The sequence below is a fragment of the Rhodococcus zopfii NBRC 100606 = JCM 9919 genome, from assembly GCF_001895025.1.
GTDB lineage: Bacteria > Actinomycetota > Actinomycetes > Mycobacteriales > Mycobacteriaceae > Rhodococcus > Rhodococcus zopfii.
In genome coordinates this window covers 104,509-120,577 of sequence record NZ_BCXI01000013.1, presented here as the reverse complement: position 1 = coordinate 120,577, position 16,069 = coordinate 104,509, and the positions used below count along the sequence as shown (strand labels likewise).

Genomic DNA, 16,069 nt, shown 5'->3' with positions numbered 1-16,069 from the left:
GACGGTGACGGCTAGGGGACGGGTCCGGCCCCGGTCTCGCGGACATTCTCGACCACGGCCCGCATTCTCGCGAGGAACTCGTCGATCGTGGCGAGTTCGTCGGGGGAGAACGAGTCGAGAACGCCGACGGCCTGTCCGATGAGGGGTCCGAAGAAGCTCCAGCCGAGTTGTTCGGCGGACTCGGTGACCTGAAGTTTCACGCGTCGTCGGTCCCGCGCGTCGCGCTCCCGCGACACCAGGCCGTCCTTCTCGAGCCGGTCGACGAGCGCGGTGGTCGACGCGGAGTTCAGGCCGAGTTGCTGTCCCAGCCATCCAGGTGTCGCGATACGGCCGGCACGGGCGGCGTCGAGCAGCGCGATGAGCGCTCGCACATCGGTGGTGTGAAGCCCGTGCGTGCGTGCGAATTCGGACCCGAACAGGTTCAGCTGCACCACGAGTTCCCGCAGGCCGTGCACCATCGCCGGAGTTCGGCTGTCCTCCCTGGCTGCCACCTTCTGCTCCTCCGGCTCGACGTAGTTGCCTCGTCAGCCTATTATCTCGATCATCGAGATAATTCACAAGCGGAGGTTGCCATGTCCCAACCGACGATCGACGAATTCGCGAACACCGCGGCAGGCGCCGCGTTCTACCGTGCCTACGACACCGTCCTGTCCCGATGGCCCGACGGCACCACCTCGTTCGACCTCGAATCCGAGCACGGCAGCACCCGGATCAACGCGTACGGGCCGCCGGAGGCGCCGCCCGTCGTGCTGCTGCCCGGCGGGGGTGCGACATCGACGGTGTGGTTCGCCAATGTCGCGGCACTCGGCGCGCGGCACCGCATCTACGCCGTCGACATTCTCGGAGATGCCGGACGCAGTGTCGTCGGCTCGCGCCCGCCGCGCACCGTCGACGATCTGCTCGCGTGGTTCGTCGGCGTCGTCGACGGACTCGGGCTGGGCACCTTCGGGCTCGCCGGGCACTCGTACGGTGCGATGATCGCGCTCGCCGCCGCCCTGCGCGTGCCCGACCGGGTGGTCGATCTCGTTCTGCTCGAGCCGAATTCGTGTTTCGCGGGGATGAAGCCGGGTTATCTGTGGCGCGCACTGCCGGTCCTGCTGCGCCCGAGTGAACAGCGTGAACGAGCCCTCGTCACGTGGGAAACCGGAGGACGCGAGCTGGACGAGGAGTGGCTGGAAGTGCTCGCGCTCGGTGCGGCCTTCCCGGCATCGAAGACGATCGTCCCGAAACGACCGCCCGCGAAGGCGTTCGAAGACTTCGACGTCGCCACCACGGTGATCCTCGCTCGCGGCAGCAAGGTGCACGACAGCACTCACGTCGAAGAAGCGGTCCGGCGGGTACTTCCGGCCGCGCGAACGGTTGTGCTCGACGATGCCACGCACCACACGCTGCCCCTGTACCCGGCCGCCGCGGTGAACACCGCGCTCCTCGACGGATTCGGCGCTCGCTGATCAGTGGGACGGACGCGCGGTCGACCGTTCCGCCGGCGGCCGGTTCGACGGCCCGTGGTTTCCGGATTCGAGTCGGCGGGTATGCCCGGGAAAACCCGATCCGATCGGAGGATTCGATATGGATACGTTGGGCTGGATAGTGCTGGCAGTCGTCGTCGTCATCGTCGTACTGCTGCTGGTATGGCTGCTGACCAGGCGCCGGACACAGCATCGCCGCACCGAAGCGGCTCACCTTCGTGCACAGATCGCCGAACGCGCACCGGCCGCCGAACAGCGCGCGGCCATCGCCGACGAGACCGCCGCCAAGGCCCGCCGGGCCGCCGCGGAGGCCTCCGAGAAGCAGGCCGAGGCGGTCCGCCTGGAGAACCGTGCGAAGGTGCAGCGGGAGGAAGCCGAATCGACCCGCAGTGCGCTGGACGAACAGCGTGAGCGCGCCGACCGCCTCGATCCCGACGCCCAGGCTCCGTCGTCGGTCGACACGGAACCGCAGCGGGACGTGCGGGCGGACGAGGGCGGCACCGGCCGGGAAGGCCGGCACTACGCGTAGAAGGTGCCGGCCGCTGCGAATGCCGGGGCCGCACCGCAATCTCGGGACGGTTTCCGCTGAAGCAGAAGGGGTTACCCGCCACAGGAGCAGTTCGAAGGGAAGGTAGCGCGATGACAGCGAGCCAGCGCGACGTGATCGAGGTCCTCACCCACGATCACCGCGAAGTGGAACGGATGTTCGCCGAACTCGAGGCACTCCACGGCATCGAAACCCACGAGGCGCGGCAGCGGCGCAAGGATCTCACCGATCAGGTGACGATCGAGCTGGTGCGGCACTCGGTCGCGGAGGAGGCCGACGTGTATCCGGCCGTCAAGAAGAAGGTCAGCGAGAGCGAGGCCGAACACGCCAAGGAGGAGCACGCCGAAGCCGAGCGGACGATGAAGCGGCTCGAGGGGCTGAAGCCGGACGAGCCGGAGTTCGAAGCCCAGCTCGCATTGCTGATGCACGAGATCCGCGAACATGTCGCCGAGGAAGAGAGCGAAATGTTCCCGCACATGCGCAGCGTTTTCACCGAGGAGGAGTTGGTCGACCTCGGCAGGAAGGTGGAATCGACGAAAAAGATCGCTCCGACGCGGCCGCACCCGTCCGCCCCGGACGAACCGCCGGGCGACAAGCTGCTCGGCCCGGTCACCGGCCTGCTCGATCGCATGCGTGACGCGGTGACCCGGCGCGGAACCGAACGGTGAGAACGGGCCGTGCCGAATCCGCTTGTCCGGCGTGAGCCCTAGGAGCCGGATTCGGTGCGGGTCACCGAGTGATCCGGGTGCGGCACCGTCCGGTGCACGGTCATCAGGAAGTGGTCGAACTCGTTGCGCGCGGAGTCGGAAATTCTGGGTCCCGATCCCTCGGCAACGATGTCCACGATCCGCTGAGCGAGCGCCCGGAGCTTGATGTTGGTCTCCTGCGACCGCCAGGTGAGTATCTCGAATGCGTGATCGGCGGAAATCCCGTACACGAGCATCAGCACCCCCTTGGCCTGCTCGATGATCGCGCGTGACTCGGCGAGAGTGGACAGTGCTTCGTCGACGTTCTCGCGGATGTCGTCCGCGTAGCTGTCGGTGAGGTCGACGTAGAACCCGGACGTCCCGATGACCGTGCCGGCCGCGTCGAGCAGCTGGTCGCCGACCACGACGACCTGCTTGACGTTTCCGTCGGTATCGATGATCCGGTGCCGGCTGCTGAACGGTCTGCCGGTCGTGCGCTGGGAGTTCAACACCTCGGTGATCTGCGCCAGGTCGTCCGGATGCTTGTGGGACAGAACCAGTTCTGTTGTCGGGTGTACGGTGCCGGGCTCGTATCCGTGCATTCTGGCCACTGCGTCGGACCACTCCCACTCGTCGGTGGCGACGATGAACCGGAAGCTGCCCACCCGCTGTGGCCTGTCCGGACGCGGTGGCCTGTCCGGGCACGGGTGCTCGGCCGCGCGGGCGTCGGGGGTGGAATCGGTCATTTCACGATTATGCCGGGCGGAACCTTTCCGCGAGCGCAGTGCCCCCGCCCGTGACCGGGCACAAAACCGACCACACGGATTGAAAACCCCGGGCGCGGGTACTCCGGTACCCACCACATGCGGCGGTGCAGCTCAGGAGGTTCCCGGTGTTGCGTTGGCGTCGAGGCGTGGTCGCAGGACTGGTCGCCGTGTCTCTGTCCTGCGGCTGCTCGGGTCTGCCGGGCGGAACGGAAGGCGACCTGTCGAGGGCGGCCGCGGATGCGGCCTCGGCGACCGCGTCGGCGCGACTCGGTCTGTCGCTGGTGGCCGCGCACCGCACCACCGGAAACCACGCCGAGGTGGTGCTCGACGAGGCCCTCGAGTCGGTGCTCACCTCCTACAGCGCCGCGGCTACGGCCGAGACGTCGTCGCAGGACGAATCCGGACATCAGGACGTGCTTCTCGGTTACCTCGACGACGCGGCATCCGTGCTCGGCGAGGCCCGCGGGCACGTCGCCGGCGTGCCGGGTTCGCCGGACGCGGCATCCCTGGACCAGGAACTCGGCCGGCTCACCGACACCCTGTCGGCGTTCGGAGAAGGTGCCCGGTGACGAAGCTGTTCGCCGTCGCACTCGGCGTTCTCACCGCCATCGGCGGATTCCTCGACATCGGGGATCTGGTCACCAACGCCGTTGTCGGGTCTCGGTTCGGCCTGAGTCTGGCCTGGGTCGTCGTGCTCGGCGTCGGGGGAATCTGCCTGTACGCCAACATGGCCGGACGGGTCGCCGCGGTCAGTGGGCGCGCGACGTTCGAGATCGTCCGTGAGCGTCTCGGCGCTCGCTCTGCGCTGGCGAACCTCGCAGCGTCGTTCCTCATCAATCTCATGACGCTCACCGCCGAGGTCGGCGGCATCGCGCTGGCGCTGCAACTCGCGTCCGGGATCGGGCCGATGATGTGGCTGCCCGTTGCGGGGTTCGCGGTGTGGCTCGTGATCTGGCGGGTGCGTTTCACCGTCATGGAGAATGCCACCGGACTGGCCGGCCTGTGCCTGATCGTGTTCGCGGTCGTGTTGTTCCTGCTAGGGCCCGACTGGGGCGAACTCGGCGAACAGATCCTCGCCCCGGCCGTCCCCGCATCGGAATCGACGTCGGTGTACTGGTTCTATGCGGTCGCGTTGTTCGGTGCGGCGATGACGCCGTACGAGGTGTTCTTCTTCTCGTCGGGCGCGGTGGAGGAGAAGTGGACCGTCGACGATCTGGGTAAGTCCCGGCTCAATGTGCTCGTCGGCTTCCCGCTCGGCGGGGTCCTGTCGTTGTCCGTGGCCGCATGCGCCGCGGTGGTGCTGCTTCCGCAGAGTATCGCCGTCGAATCCCTCTCCCAGATCGCGCTGCCCGTGGCGGAGGCCGGCGGTCGGCTGGCGCTGGCGTTCGCGATCGTCGGGATCGTCGCCGCGACCTTCGGCGCCGCCCTCGAGACGACGCTTTCCAGTGGTTACACGCTCGCGCAGTTCTTCGGCTGGCGGTGGGGCAAGTTCCGGGCGCCTGCGAACGCCGCCCGCTTCCATCTCGTGATGATCGTGTCGCTGCTCGTCGGACTCGCGGTCCTCGCCACCGGTGTCGATCCCGTTCTGGTGACCGAGGTTTCGGTGGTGTTCTCGGCCGTGGCGCTGCCCTTGACCTACATTCCGATCCTCATCGTCGCGAACGACCCCGAGTACATGGGCGAGCACGTCAACGGCCGGATCGTCAACGCATTCGCACTGGCTTACGTGCCCGTGATCCTCGTGGTCGCGGCCGCTGCGGTACCCCTGCTGATCATGACGGGAGCGGGTGCATGACCGAATCCGACGCACTACCTCCGCTGCCGGCCGACGGCCGAGTCCTCGACGCGCGGCTGCACTTGCTGGACCGGCTCCTCGTCGACGTCGACGGCCTTCCGGTCACGACCGTCGACGATCTGGAACTCGACGGCGTCGAAGCGGGCCGGGAGATCCCGGCCGGGTCGGCGCCGCCCCGGGTGGAGGCCATCCTGAGCGGCAACGCGCTGCCGACCCGCATCTTCGGTGGCAGGCCACCGGACTCGCGGCTGGACCGCATCGACTGGACCGACGTCGATCGCATCGACGTTGCGGTGCACCTGAACGTGCGCGGCGAGGATCTCGACCACCTGTGGGTCGAACGGTGGACCCGCGACCGCCTCATCGGACGCATCCCCGGAGGTCGTCGTGCGGCTGAGTGAGATCATCGGTGCGCAAGCCCGAGACGGCGGGGGCCACCGTCTCGGCACGGTCGTCGACGTCCGGTTCAGCTACGACGAGGGCATGAGCCTGACCCTGGTGGCGCTGCTGGTCAGCCCTAGGTCCGGTGGCTCGTTCCTCGGTTACGAACGGCGTTCGGTCGACGCTCCCGCGCTGATCGCACGCTATCTGCGATGGCGGCACCGGGGTGCGTTCCTGGTCCGATGGGCCGATGTGCGACGCATCGGGGACGGGCGGGTCGAAGTGCGCGACGGGTACCGCAAGTTCGCGCCCGCGCTGCCGTGACTCTGTGCTGCCGTGATTCTGTGCTGCATCGCTGCGGGATCCCTGCGGGGCGGGCTTCATCCCTGCTGGCGTGGCCCCGACCTCTTGGCGATCACGAAGACGACGACGCCGATCAGGATGAGGATTGCGATCAATTCCATGGCGGAGGGATACCCGGTGGCGACGAATCGAACCCGCCGCCGGTGGGTACCCGGTGCGACATGAGCGGAGATCGGAAGGATCAGGGGAGGGCGCCGCTGCTCGACGCGCTCGCGGACTACCGTCGGCAGGACCGCTACGGATTCAGCCCACCGGGGCATCGCCAGGGCCGCGGCGCCGACCCCCGTGCCCTGGATGTGCTCGGTGACGCCTATCGGTCGGACGTGCTGTCGACCGGTGGACTCGACGACCGGCTCGCGCGCAACCAGTACCTGTCCGACGCGGAGGACCTGATGGCCGACGCCGTCGGCGCCGAACACACGTTCTTCTCGACATGCGGCAGCTCCCTGTCGGTGAAGGCGGCGATGACCGCGGTGGCCGGGCCCAGCTCCGGTGGCCTGCTGCTCAGCCGCGACAGCCACAAGTCCGTCGTGGGAGGGCTGATCTTCGGTGGAATCCAGCCGCGGTGGGTCACCCCGCAGTGGGACGCCGAGCGCCACATGTCGCACCCGCCGTCGCCGGAGCAGATTCGCGACGGCTGGGAGAAGTATCCCGACGCGGCGGGAGCGCTGATCGTCTCGCCCAGCCCGTACGGGACGTGCGCGGACATCGAGGGTATTGCCGAGGTCTGTCACGAGCGGGGTAAGCCGCTCATCGTAGACGAGGCGTGGGGTGCGCATCTGCCGTTCCACGACGATCTGCCCACGTGGGCGATGAACGCCGGCGCCGACGTCTGCGTTGTCAGCGTGCACAAGATGGGAGCCGGGTTCGAGCAAGGCTCGGTCTTCCACACCCAGGGCGATCTCGTCGACTTCGCGTATCTGTCGACGTGCGCGGACCTGCTGATGACGACCAGCCCGAACGTGCTCGTCTATTGCGGAATCGACGCGTGGCGCCGCCAGATGGTCGAGCGCGGCGAGAGATTGCTCGGCGATGCGCTGGGGTTGAGCAGGCAACTACGCGAACGGCTTTCGCGGATACCGGGGTTGCGGGTCCTCGAGGACGAGTTGCTCGGCAAGGAAGCATCGCACGATCTGGACCGCATGCAGATCCTCGTCGACGTCAGCGAGACCGGGGCCTCCGGATACCAATTCGCGGACTGGATCCGTGAACACCAGCGGGTCGACATGGGCCTTTCCGACCACCGCCGCATCATGGCCACGATGTCGATGGCCGACGGACCCGACACCGCCGATCGGCTGGTCCGGGCGTTCGAAGCGTGCGTGGCCGCCGTGGATGGGCTCGATCCGCCCCCACCGATCCGCCTGCCCTCTCCCGACAAGCTGCAGCTCGAATCCCGTATGTCGCCGCGGGAGGCGTTCTTCGCCGAGAAGGTGGAGGACGTACCCGCCGCACAGGCGCCCGGACGACTCGCGGCCGAGCAGTTGACGCCCTATCCGCCGGGTATCCCGGTGGCCGTGCCCGGCGAGGTGCTCGACGATGCCGTCGTCGAGTACCTGCGCAGCGGGCTCGCCGCCGGAATGGCGGTGCCCGACGCCACCGATCCGAAACTCGACACGTTTCGCGTGGTCGCGCAGTAGAACGATCGCGCGAATCGAGTGTGGTCACCACCCCGAACGGGTATCCCGTGGGGGTGAGGCTCGGTCTTCTCGACATCGGTTCCAACTCGGCGCAGCTGCAGATCGTCGAGGCAGCCGTCGGTGCGCCACCACTGCCCGTGCACGCGATCCGGGTGCCGACACGGCTGGCCGACGAGGTTCAGCCCGACGGATCCCTGAGCGTTGCGGGCGCAGACCGCGCGGCCAACGCGGTCGCGACCGCAGTCGACGCGGCGTATCGCTACGGGGTGGATCGGCTCTTCCCGTTCGTGACCGCGGCGATCCGCGACGCCGAGAACCGGGATCTCGTGCTCGACCGGATCGTGCAGGCATCCGGTATCCGCCCCGAATATCTCTCGGGCGACCAGGAGGCACGGTTGACCTATCTGGCGGTGCACGCGTGGTACGGCTGGTCCGCCGGCCGGTTGCTGGTTCTCGACATCGGCGGCGGTTCCATGGAGCTGGCGCTCGGACGAAACACCGATCCGGATATCGCGCTGTCTCTCCCGCTCGGTGCCAATCGGCTGACGCGCCGCTATCTCGAAAGCGACCCACCCACGTCGAAGGAACTCAAGCGGATGCGCCGGGATGTGCGGGACACCCTCGGCGACGCGTCGGACCGCCTGAAGTGGGAGGGCGATCCGCACGTCACCGTCGGAGCGTCGAAAACGTTCAAGCAGTTGGCGAGGCTCACCGGTTCCCCGGCTCAGCGCAAGGGACCGTTCGTGGCCCGCACCCTGCGGCGCGACGATCTGCATCGTGTCATCGAGAAGCTCGCGGGAATGCCCGCCCAGCATCGGAGCCGGCTGTCGGGTGTCTCCGAATCCCGCGCCCGGCAGGTGCTCGCCGGTGCGATCGTGGCAGATTGTGCGATGACGGCACTGGACTTGGACAGCCTAGAAATCAGTCCGTGGGCGCTGCGGGAGGGAATTGTGTTGCGGCACTTGTCATCCCTCGCCGACGACCGTGATGCGCTGCCCCTGCAGACGTTGCCGGCGCGCTCGGAGGACGGCGCGACGGTGACCACGCTGCCGAAGCAGATCTGACACGCAGCGGGGATCGCGTGTCACGCCACCACGGCGTCGACGTCGCGCTCCCAGGCCCGATGCCGCGCCATGATGTCGGCGAAGACATCGAAGAACTCGTCCGACAGCGATGCCTCGGCGGCGGTCGAGGTCACCACGCCGGCATGGGCGAGGATGTCGGGTCCCTCGGCGACCGGACAGTGCAGACCGGCGGCGGGCAGCAGGTCCAGACCCGCGCCGAACGCGGCGATCGGCTTGGCGTGCTTGTACGCCTCGGCCAGGAAGTGCAGCGCGTAGCCGTCGTCCCGGAGGGTTGCGATCGAGTCGGGGCCGCACGGGACGACCACCGCGTCGTAGAGCACGGAGGCCATCGTGGTGATCGCGCGGTCGACGGCGATCTCGCCGCCGGAACCGCCGGTGAGTACGCCACCGCCCTTGGGCGCGAGCACCTCGACGATCGCGCCGCGTTCGGAGAGCGCCTCGACGAGCCGTTCGACGCCGGTGACGTCGACACCGTCCGCGGCGAGTACCGCGACCCGCCTGCTGAGAATGCTGTCCATTGCGGTGTTCAGCTGCGACAGTGCCGGGGAGGGCGGCGCGATGTCGACGACCGGTGACTCGGGTGGGATGTCGAGGCCGAGTTGCGCCGCGACCCGCGACGCCAGGCGGTGATCGACGAGATCGAGTTGGGCGACGACACGTTCGCGAATGTCGACGTTGGTGACCTTCCCGAGTTCGAAGCCGAAGGCCGCGACGATGTGCTCGGCTTCGACGTCGGACATGCTGCGCCAGAACAGGCGCGGCTGGCTGTAGTGGTCGGTGAAACTGTCGCTACGGGCCCGCACGACGTGTCCGTCCACATGCTTCGCGTAGTGCGTGAAGACTTCCTCGTCGGCCAGGGCCGGACATCCGCTGCCGAGCGAATTCTTGTGGTACGACGCCTTTCCGCGCTGGATCGTGGGCTGGCTGTAGCCGTCGTGCTGATGGGTGTGCACCTCGGTGACAGGCCGGTTGACCGGCAGCTGCGAGAAATTCGGTCCGCCCAGCCGGATCAACTGGGTATCCAGATAGGAGAAGTTGCGGGCCTGCAGCAGCGGATCGTTCGTGAAGTCGATGCCCGGCACCAGGTTCGCGGTGTGGAACGCGACCTGCTCGGTCTCGGCGAAGAAGTTGTCCGGGTTCCGGTCGAGCACCATCCGCCCGACCGGCTGCACGGGCACCTGCTCTTCGGGGATGATCTTCGTGGCGTCGAGAAGATCGAAGTCGAAAGCGAATTCGTCGGACTCTGCCACCAGCTGCACACCGAGTTCCCATTCGGGATACTGCCCGGCCTCGATGGCGTCCCACAGGTCGCGGCGGTTGAAGTCCGGGTCCCTACCGGCGATCTTCTGGCATTCGTCCCAGACCAGTGAGTGCGTTCCCAGCTTCGGAGTCCAGTGGAACTTGACGAATGTTCCGATGCCGTGCGCATCGACGAACCGGAACGTGTGGACGCCGAAGCCCTGCATCATCCGATAGCTGCGCGGCAGTGCCCGGTCCGACATCAGCCACATCACCGTGTGCAGTGTCTCCGGCTGCAGCGACACGAAATCCCAGAAGGTGTCGTGGGCGGATTGAGCCTGCGGAATTTCGTTGTCCGGCTCGGGTTTCACCGCGTGCACGAAGTCCGGGAACTTGATGCCGTCCTGGATGAAAAAGACCGGAAAGTTGTTTCCGACCAGATCGTAGTTGCCCTGATCGGTGTAGAACTTCGTCGCGAAACCTCGGACGTCGCGGACCGTGTCCGCGGAGCCTCGGGACCCCGCGACGGTCGAGAACCGCACGAACACCGGGGTACGCAATCCCGGGGTGGTGAGAAACCGGGCGGCAGTCACCTGGGCGAGCGAATCGTCGTACGGCTCGAAGAAGCCGTAGGCACCGGCGCCGCGCGCATGCACGACCCTTTCCGGAATGCGTTCGTGGTCGAAGTGGGTGATTTTCTCCCGAGCGTGGAAGTCCTCCAGAAGGGTCGGCCCCCGGGTCCCGGCGGTGAGAGAGTCGTCGTCGTGGTCGACCCGTACCCCCTGTTGCGTGGTGAGATATCCGGAGTTGCGGTCGACGCGGAATCCGTCGAGCTGCTTGTCCTTCGGGTCACGATTCTCGGGCTCGCGGGCGGAGCCGCCGGGATCGCTCTTCGTCATGCTGCGCTCCGTTCCGGGGGTGCGACGGTGTTGCCAGCAGTGCTCACACCGTGGCTACCCCCAGACTCGACCGGCAAACCCGGACGCAGGTCAACTGCCGACGAGGACCCCGAACGAGAACATCAGGAACACGATCATCCCCACGAGCAGAGCCCATCCGACGCCCTGCCAGATCGGCCACGTGCCGTGACGCCGCCACGTGCGGTAGGCGCGGAGCAGGGCCCCGAGCCCGCCGATCAACAGGACCAGGGGCGGCCCGAACGCGAGGATCTGCTTCGCCGGCGCGGTGCACACCGCGAACGACTCCTCGACGCAGCGGTCGTCGGAGACGGCAAGCCCCCACACCACCGCGACCGCCATCACCAGCAGTGCAATGGCGACGACGATCGCCGCGTACCACATCGCCGACCGGAAGGTCGCTGGGTCGCGCCAGCGCTTCTCGACGTCCTGGGTCATGGGGTCCTCAGCGGTGCTCGGCGCGGTCGACGACTTCGGGCCGACCGGCAGCACGCGCGCAGTGCGCGCAGCAGTAGATGGTGCTGTCGACCTCGACGCCGTGGCCGAGGATCCGGCAGTCGCAGTGCGCGCAGACCGGGGCCATCGCGTTGACCGCACATTCGAAGCTGTCGTAGGTGCCGGTGACGCTGTCACGGGTCACGGTGAAAGTCTTGTCGTAATCGTTTCCGCAGGTGTCGCACGTAGCCATGAGATCGCTCCCTTCCTAGGACTCTCCGATCGGGTGCCCCTGTCGGTACCCGGCCAAACGAGATGCGCCGGGAGGATCCGGGAGGATACTGAGGAGCACGCACCGGTGTCGGATTCGTCCGGCGTGGGTATTCCCGTTTCCGCTGGATCCGCGCCGAGCGGATCCTGCGGAAGTGAGGAGAGCGTGATGGTACGGCCGTCGGGTGACGAGGTGATGGTCCGAGGATTCGCCCACTACACCGAGCGGGTGGCTCAGGAGCTGGGCGTTCCGGCGGGGAACTGGGCGGTGCGCGACGACGATGCCTGGGAGGGTTACGTCGGTATCCCGGAGCTGGAGTTGTACCCCGGTCGTGAGGTGGCGCTCGTGTGGAATCCGGACGAAGGATGGGCGCTGGCCGTGGAGACCGGATCGGGTGAGGACATGATCCTCGCGGGCTACCTCGGGTCGGCGCGGGTCCCGCCGCCGTCGGCGGTGCGGTCGTTCGTGGAACGTCTCCGACGCGACGGACGGGCGCTGCGCACGACCCCGGCCCACGGGACCCGCGAGGAGGCGCTGCGGGCGGTCGCCGACTACGGCGGTGTAGGGGGAGGTGTCGCGGCCGTCGAGTGAGGGTATGCGATCAGGACAGCACGTTCCGTCCGGAAGGTGGGTCCGATGACCGTTCCCGATCCCGAACAACACGGCAACACCGATCCCGATCCCGACAGCACGCCCGGTCTCGAGCCCGGTGGGGGAGTACCGCCCGGAACCACGCCTCCCGAATCGGCCGGCACCTCGGGGCTGTCCGCCCCGGAGCCGGAGACCCGGAAGCGTTTCCCCGCGACGGGTTGGATGACGCTCGGCGCGGTGATCGTGATCGTGATCGTTTTCGTCGCCGTCATCATCGGTCTGATCGCCGCGATGGTGTGAACCCGCTCCCGGACCGGTTGAGACCGGCGACGGTGGGGTAGACCCCCTGTGTCCGTGAAGAGATCCGACAGGAGGATTCGCATGGCAGACGAGAAGAGTGGTCCCAGCGAGGGCGTCAAGGGCGTCGTGGAGGACGTCAAGGGCAAGGCAAAGGAGGCCGTCGGTGCCGTCAGCGGCAACGACGATCTGACCCGCGAAGGTCGCGCCCAGCAGGACAAGGCAGAAGACCAGCGTGAGGTCGCCCGCAAGGAAGCGGAGGCGGAGAAGGCCAGGGCGAAGGCCGAGGCGGACGAAGCCAGGCAGCGCTCACAACAGTGAGGTCCTCGCGGTGCGGCCGGTGTCCTGCGGACCCGGCCGCACTGCCGTCACAGGGAGGTGTCACAGTCGTGCGGATTCTCACGCTCGTGGTGTTGATCTGGCTGGTGGTCGGTGCCGTCGCCGCCGGGCAGCGGGGCTATTTCAGCAATTCCGAGCAGAACTGCGCGGGTGTCGCCACTGTGGTGGTGACGGTGATCGCGGGTCCGCTCAACTACTTCGGGGTCAACCCGAGGATCGAGGACTGCCGTCTGCCCGAACCCAGCAGCTGATCACCCGGCGCGAAGATCGTCCAGAAACGTTCGTGCCCATCGGTCGACGTCGTGCTTCATCACCTGGTTGTGCATCGAGCGCATCCGTCGCGCCGCGACCGCGGGTTCTTCCGTCACGGCGGCGACGATCGCACGCTTGACCGCGTCGAGATCGTGCGGATTCACCAGGTGCGCGCGGCGCAGTTCCGAGGCGGCACCCGCGAATTCGCTGAGGACGAGGGCGCCGCTGCCGTCGCCGTGACAGGCCACGTACTCCTTGGCGACAAGATTCATCCCGTCGCGCAGGGGAGTGACGAGCATGGCGTCGGCACACGCGTACATCGCGATCAGCTCGTCGCGGTCCACCGGCCGGTGCAGATAGTGCACGACCGGGCGGCCGAGCCGGCCGAATTCGCCGTTGATGTTCCCGACCTGCCGTTCCACGTCGTCGCGGAGCTGCGCGTAGGCGGTGAGTCGTTCGCGGCTCGGCGTCGCGAGTTGCACCATGACCGCCTTCGCCGGGTCCAGCGTGCCTTCCTCGAGAAGCTCACGCAGCGCATCGAGCCGGATGTCGATGCCCTTCGTGTAATCGAGCCTGTCGACGCCCAGCAGGACGATGTCCGGGTCGCCGAGCTCGACCCGGATCTGCTTGGCCCGCAACTGCGTCGAGGCCGAGCGTGACTGCTCGTCGATGTGCGCCGAGTCGATCGAGATCGGATACGCGCCGACTCGTACGAGGCGTTCCCCGGTGTCGACCGCGCCGAGGGATCCGACCCGGGACGCGGAGAACAGCCGCCGCGTCAGGAACCGGAAGTTCTCGGCGCCGCCGGGAAGGTGAAATCCGACCAGATCGGCTCCGAGCAGACCCTGGACGATCTCCGAGCGCCACGGCAGCTGGAGGAACAGTTCCGGGGGCGGGAACGGGATGTGCAGAAAGAAACCGATCGTCAGGTCCGGTCGTGCCTCCCGGAGCATGCGCGGCACGAGCTGGAGCTGGTAGTCGTGCACCCACACCGTCGCCCCGGGCGCTGCCGCGCGGGCGGCTGCTTGCGCGAATTTCTCGTTGACCTGCACGTACGTCCGCCACCAGCGGCGGTCGAAAGTGGGCGTGACCACGGCATCGTGGTAGAGCGGCCACAGGGAGGTGTTGGAGAAACCTTCGTAGTATTCGGCGACCTCGGTTTCTGTGAGCCCGACCGGATGCAGTTTCAGCCCGTCTTCGATGAACGGATCGAGATCGACGTCGGGTGTTCCCGGCCAGCCCACCCACGCGCCGTTCGCGTGCCGCAGGATCGGTTCGAGCGCGGTGACCAGGCCACCGGGGCTGCGGTGCCACGTTCCCGGACCACCCTCCGGATCGGGTTCGAGGTCGACGGGCAGCCGATTGGCCACTACCAGGAAATCTGCGTGAGTCGCATCTATCACGATTTTCAGCCCCTGTTTCACGATTCCGGCGGCGCCGACGCCCGGTGTTCCGGCGAACGTGGCGACGCCACGGCCTTCGGAAGTCGTCCCGAAAGGCCCCTATGAACTGCGGTCCTCCTCACGGAACTGCGGTCCGTAGTTCGGATCCGGTGGCGCGATTGTATCACCACGGAGGTTCTGAGACTTCGGAATTCGGCGAGGTTTACCGGTGAGATCGAACGGGTAGATGTTACCCATCGTCGCTACCGTGGTGCCGATTCCGCGGTCGGGCGGACGGTGTAGTCGAGAGGAGAACACATGGGTAAGTTCACAGTTCCGGGTCTGAGCGAGAAGGACGGCGAGCGCGTCGCGGAGGTCCTCCAGGAACGTCTGAGTGCCTACAATGATCTTCACCTCACGCTCAAGCATATTCACTGGAACGTGGTGGGCCCCAACTTTATCGGGGTGCACGAGATGATCGACCCCCAGGTGGAACTCGTGCGGTCCTACGCCGACGATGTCGCCGAACGTATTGCAGCGCTGGGGGCTTCGCCGCAGGGTACGCCAGGTGCGATCGAGAAGCATCGCACCTGGGACGACTACTCGGTGGGGCGTGACAGCGCGCAGGCGCATCTGGCCGCCCTCGATCTGGTGTACGACGGGCTGATCGCGGGCAATCGCAAGGCGATATCCGAAGTGGGAGAACTCGATCCCATCACCGAGGACCTGCTCATCGGGCAGACCGGCCAGCTCGAGAAGTTCCAGTGGTTCGTGCGTGCGCACCTCGAGAACGCGTCCGGAAGCCTCGCGAACAGCGGGGCCGCGACCGAACGCAAAGCCGCCGACAAGGCCCGCGCATAGGCGGAATCCGAAGACGAAAGAGGCAGCCGCACACGGATATCCGTGTGCGGCTGTCCTGTCTGATTGTGGGTGTCCGGCTCTCGCGGGTGTCAGGCTCTGGAGAACACGTCGACGACGGCGTCGCAGAACGCGGGCAGATCGCCGGGGTTGCGGCTCGACACGAGGTTCCGGTCGATGACCACCTCCTGGTCGACCACCGTGCCGCCGGCATTGCGGATGTCCGTGCGCACACTCGGATACGAGGTGAGGGTACGGTCGCGCACCACATCCGCCTCGACGAGCGTCCACGGCCCGTGGCAGATGACGCCCACCGGGCGTCCCGACGAGACGAAGTCCCGGACGAACGCCACCGCGTCCGAATCCTGGCGCAGGTGATCGGGGTTCGTGGTGCCGCCCGGTAGGAGCAGAGCATCGAAGTCATCGACCGAGGCGTCGGCCACGACCTGATCGACGTGGTGCTTACCCGCCGGATTCACGTCGGAGTTCATCGCCTGGATCTCTCCCGAGGACAGCGAGAGCAGCCGGGTCTCGGCGCCGGCGCGTTCGACGGCGCGCCGCGGTTCGACGAGTTCGACCTCCTCCACCCCGTCGGTGGCCAGGATCGCGACCCGGCGCGACGCCAGCGGGCCGGTATCCGAAGAATTCATGGTTGACCGTCCTTTCGTCGTCCGCCATGGGGTACCCGCAACCGGGTGGGGAAACACCGGGTACCCGCGGGGCGGGAGTGTAGGAGAGGCCCAATCCGGATATTC

General features: G+C 67.3%; 21 protein-coding genes. 14 read left to right on the top strand and 7 right to left on the bottom strand.

Going from position 1 to position 16,069, the window contains the following annotated elements:
- Positions 1–11 precede the first annotated feature (11 nt).
- A complete protein-coding gene (locus RZ1_RS09575) occupies positions 12–458 on the bottom strand; it encodes a MarR family winged helix-turn-helix transcriptional regulator (RefSeq protein ID WP_072811287.1) in 447 nt (148 codons plus the stop codon).
- Positions 459–572: 114 nt separating this feature from the next.
- Between RZ1_RS09575 and RZ1_RS09570 the strand changes: the two genes are divergently transcribed.
- The 3 genes from RZ1_RS09570 to RZ1_RS09560 all read left to right on the top strand — a co-directional run bounded on the left by RZ1_RS09570 (position 573) and on the right by RZ1_RS09560 (position 2,684).
- Positions 573–1,451, top strand: coding sequence for an alpha/beta fold hydrolase (locus RZ1_RS09570; protein WP_072811286.1), 879 nt, complete (start codon positions 573–575; stop codon positions 1,449–1,451).
- A 118-nt stretch (positions 1,452–1,569) separates the two neighbouring features.
- Entirely contained in the window at positions 1,570–1,998 is a 429-nt protein-coding gene (locus RZ1_RS09565) for a hypothetical protein (RefSeq protein ID WP_072811284.1), read from the top strand.
- Positions 1,999–2,108: 110 nt separating this feature from the next.
- Positions 2,109–2,684 (top strand): hemerythrin domain-containing protein, encoded by a 576-nt coding sequence (locus RZ1_RS09560; protein WP_072811282.1) that lies wholly within the window; start codon positions 2,109–2,111, stop codon positions 2,682–2,684.
- 38 nt (positions 2,685–2,722) lie between these two features.
- Here RZ1_RS09560 and RZ1_RS09555 read toward each other — a convergent pair whose 3' ends face one another.
- Positions 2,723–3,448, bottom strand: a complete 726-nt coding sequence (locus tag RZ1_RS09555) for a PAS and ANTAR domain-containing protein (RefSeq protein WP_083583600.1) — start codon at positions 3,446–3,448, stop codon at positions 2,723–2,725.
- 188 nt (positions 3,449–3,636) lie between these two features.
- On the opposite strand from RZ1_RS09555, the gene RZ1_RS09550 reads away from it, so the two are divergent.
- The 6 genes from RZ1_RS09550 to RZ1_RS09525 all read left to right on the top strand — a co-directional run bounded on the left by RZ1_RS09550 (position 3,637) and on the right by RZ1_RS09525 (position 8,712).
- A complete protein-coding gene (locus RZ1_RS09550; RefSeq protein ID WP_139281802.1) occupies positions 3,637–4,038 on the top strand; it encodes a hypothetical protein in 402 nt (133 codons plus the stop codon).
- A complete protein-coding gene (locus RZ1_RS09545; RefSeq protein ID WP_072811278.1) occupies positions 4,035–5,264 on the top strand; it encodes an NRAMP family divalent metal transporter in 1,230 nt (409 codons plus the stop codon). The genes RZ1_RS09550 and RZ1_RS09545 overlap by 4 nt, the downstream gene beginning before the upstream one ends.
- Positions 5,261–5,665 carry a hypothetical protein gene (locus RZ1_RS09540; protein ID WP_072811276.1) on the top strand — a complete coding sequence of 135 codons (405 nt, stop codon included), beginning with the start codon at positions 5,261–5,263 and terminating at the stop codon, positions 5,663–5,665. Before RZ1_RS09545 ends, RZ1_RS09540 begins: the two co-directional genes overlap by 4 nt.
- Positions 5,652–5,969, top strand: a complete 318-nt coding sequence (locus RZ1_RS09535) for a PRC-barrel domain-containing protein (protein WP_072811274.1) — start codon at positions 5,652–5,654, stop codon at positions 5,967–5,969. Before RZ1_RS09540 ends, RZ1_RS09535 begins: the two co-directional genes overlap by 14 nt.
- Positions 5,970–6,169: 200 nt before the next feature.
- A complete protein-coding gene (locus RZ1_RS09530; RefSeq protein ID WP_072811273.1) occupies positions 6,170–7,648 on the top strand; it encodes an aminotransferase class I/II-fold pyridoxal phosphate-dependent enzyme in 1,479 nt (492 codons plus the stop codon).
- Between the two features lie 53 nt (positions 7,649–7,701).
- A complete protein-coding gene (locus RZ1_RS09525) occupies positions 7,702–8,712 on the top strand; it encodes a Ppx/GppA phosphatase family protein (protein ID WP_072811394.1) in 1,011 nt (336 codons plus the stop codon).
- A gap of 20 nt (positions 8,713–8,732) precedes the next feature.
- Here the strand turns inward: RZ1_RS09525 and RZ1_RS09520 are convergent, their stop codons facing one another.
- From RZ1_RS09520 to RZ1_RS09510, 3 genes are all read right to left on the bottom strand, one after another.
- The gene (locus tag RZ1_RS09520) at positions 8,733–10,871 is read right to left on the bottom strand and encodes a catalase (protein ID WP_072811271.1); all 2,139 of its coding nucleotides are present in this window, start codon (positions 10,869–10,871) and stop codon (positions 8,733–8,735) included.
- A 90-nt stretch (positions 10,872–10,961) separates the two neighbouring features.
- A complete protein-coding gene (locus RZ1_RS09515) occupies positions 10,962–11,327 on the bottom strand; it encodes a hypothetical protein (RefSeq protein ID WP_072811393.1) in 366 nt (121 codons plus the stop codon).
- Positions 11,328–11,334: 7 nt separating this feature from the next.
- Positions 11,335–11,577: a metallothionein gene (locus RZ1_RS09510; RefSeq protein ID WP_072811270.1), complete on the bottom strand. Its 243-nt coding sequence runs from the start codon at positions 11,575–11,577 to the stop codon at positions 11,335–11,337.
- A 186-nt stretch (positions 11,578–11,763) separates the two neighbouring features.
- Here RZ1_RS09510 and RZ1_RS09505 point away from each other — a divergent pair, with 186 nt between their 5' ends.
- From RZ1_RS09505 to RZ1_RS09490, 4 genes are all read left to right on the top strand, one after another.
- The gene (locus tag RZ1_RS09505; protein ID WP_072811268.1) at positions 11,764–12,186 is read left to right on the top strand and encodes a DUF6292 family protein; all 423 of its coding nucleotides are present in this window, start codon (positions 11,764–11,766) and stop codon (positions 12,184–12,186) included.
- A 45-nt stretch (positions 12,187–12,231) separates the two neighbouring features.
- Entirely contained in the window at positions 12,232–12,486 is a 255-nt protein-coding gene (locus RZ1_RS09500; protein ID WP_072811266.1) for a DUF6480 family protein, read from the top strand.
- An 81-nt stretch (positions 12,487–12,567) separates the two neighbouring features.
- Entirely contained in the window at positions 12,568–12,804 is a 237-nt protein-coding gene (gene mbp1 / locus RZ1_RS09495; RefSeq protein ID WP_072811264.1) for a microaggregate-binding protein 1, read from the top strand.
- Between the two features lie 68 nt (positions 12,805–12,872).
- Positions 12,873–13,073, top strand: coding sequence for a hypothetical protein (locus RZ1_RS09490; protein WP_072811262.1), 201 nt, complete (start codon positions 12,873–12,875; stop codon positions 13,071–13,073).
- On the opposite strand, the gene RZ1_RS09485 is transcribed toward RZ1_RS09490, so the two are convergent.
- On the bottom strand, positions 13,074–14,501 hold the full coding sequence (locus RZ1_RS09485) for an alpha,alpha-trehalose-phosphate synthase (UDP-forming) (protein WP_371306608.1): 1,428 nt from the start codon (positions 14,499–14,501) through the stop codon (positions 13,074–13,076). It lies immediately after the preceding gene.
- 273 nt (positions 14,502–14,774) lie between these two features.
- Here RZ1_RS09485 and RZ1_RS09480 point away from each other — a divergent pair, with 273 nt between their 5' ends.
- Positions 14,775–15,317, top strand: a complete 543-nt coding sequence (locus RZ1_RS09480; protein ID WP_072811260.1) for a Dps family protein — start codon at positions 14,775–14,777, stop codon at positions 15,315–15,317.
- A gap of 89 nt (positions 15,318–15,406) precedes the next feature.
- Here the strand turns inward: RZ1_RS09480 and RZ1_RS09475 are convergent, their stop codons facing one another.
- The gene (locus RZ1_RS09475) at positions 15,407–15,964 is read right to left on the bottom strand and encodes a type 1 glutamine amidotransferase domain-containing protein (RefSeq protein ID WP_072811258.1); all 558 of its coding nucleotides are present in this window, start codon (positions 15,962–15,964) and stop codon (positions 15,407–15,409) included.
- Between the last annotated feature and the right edge of the window lie 105 nt (positions 15,965–16,069).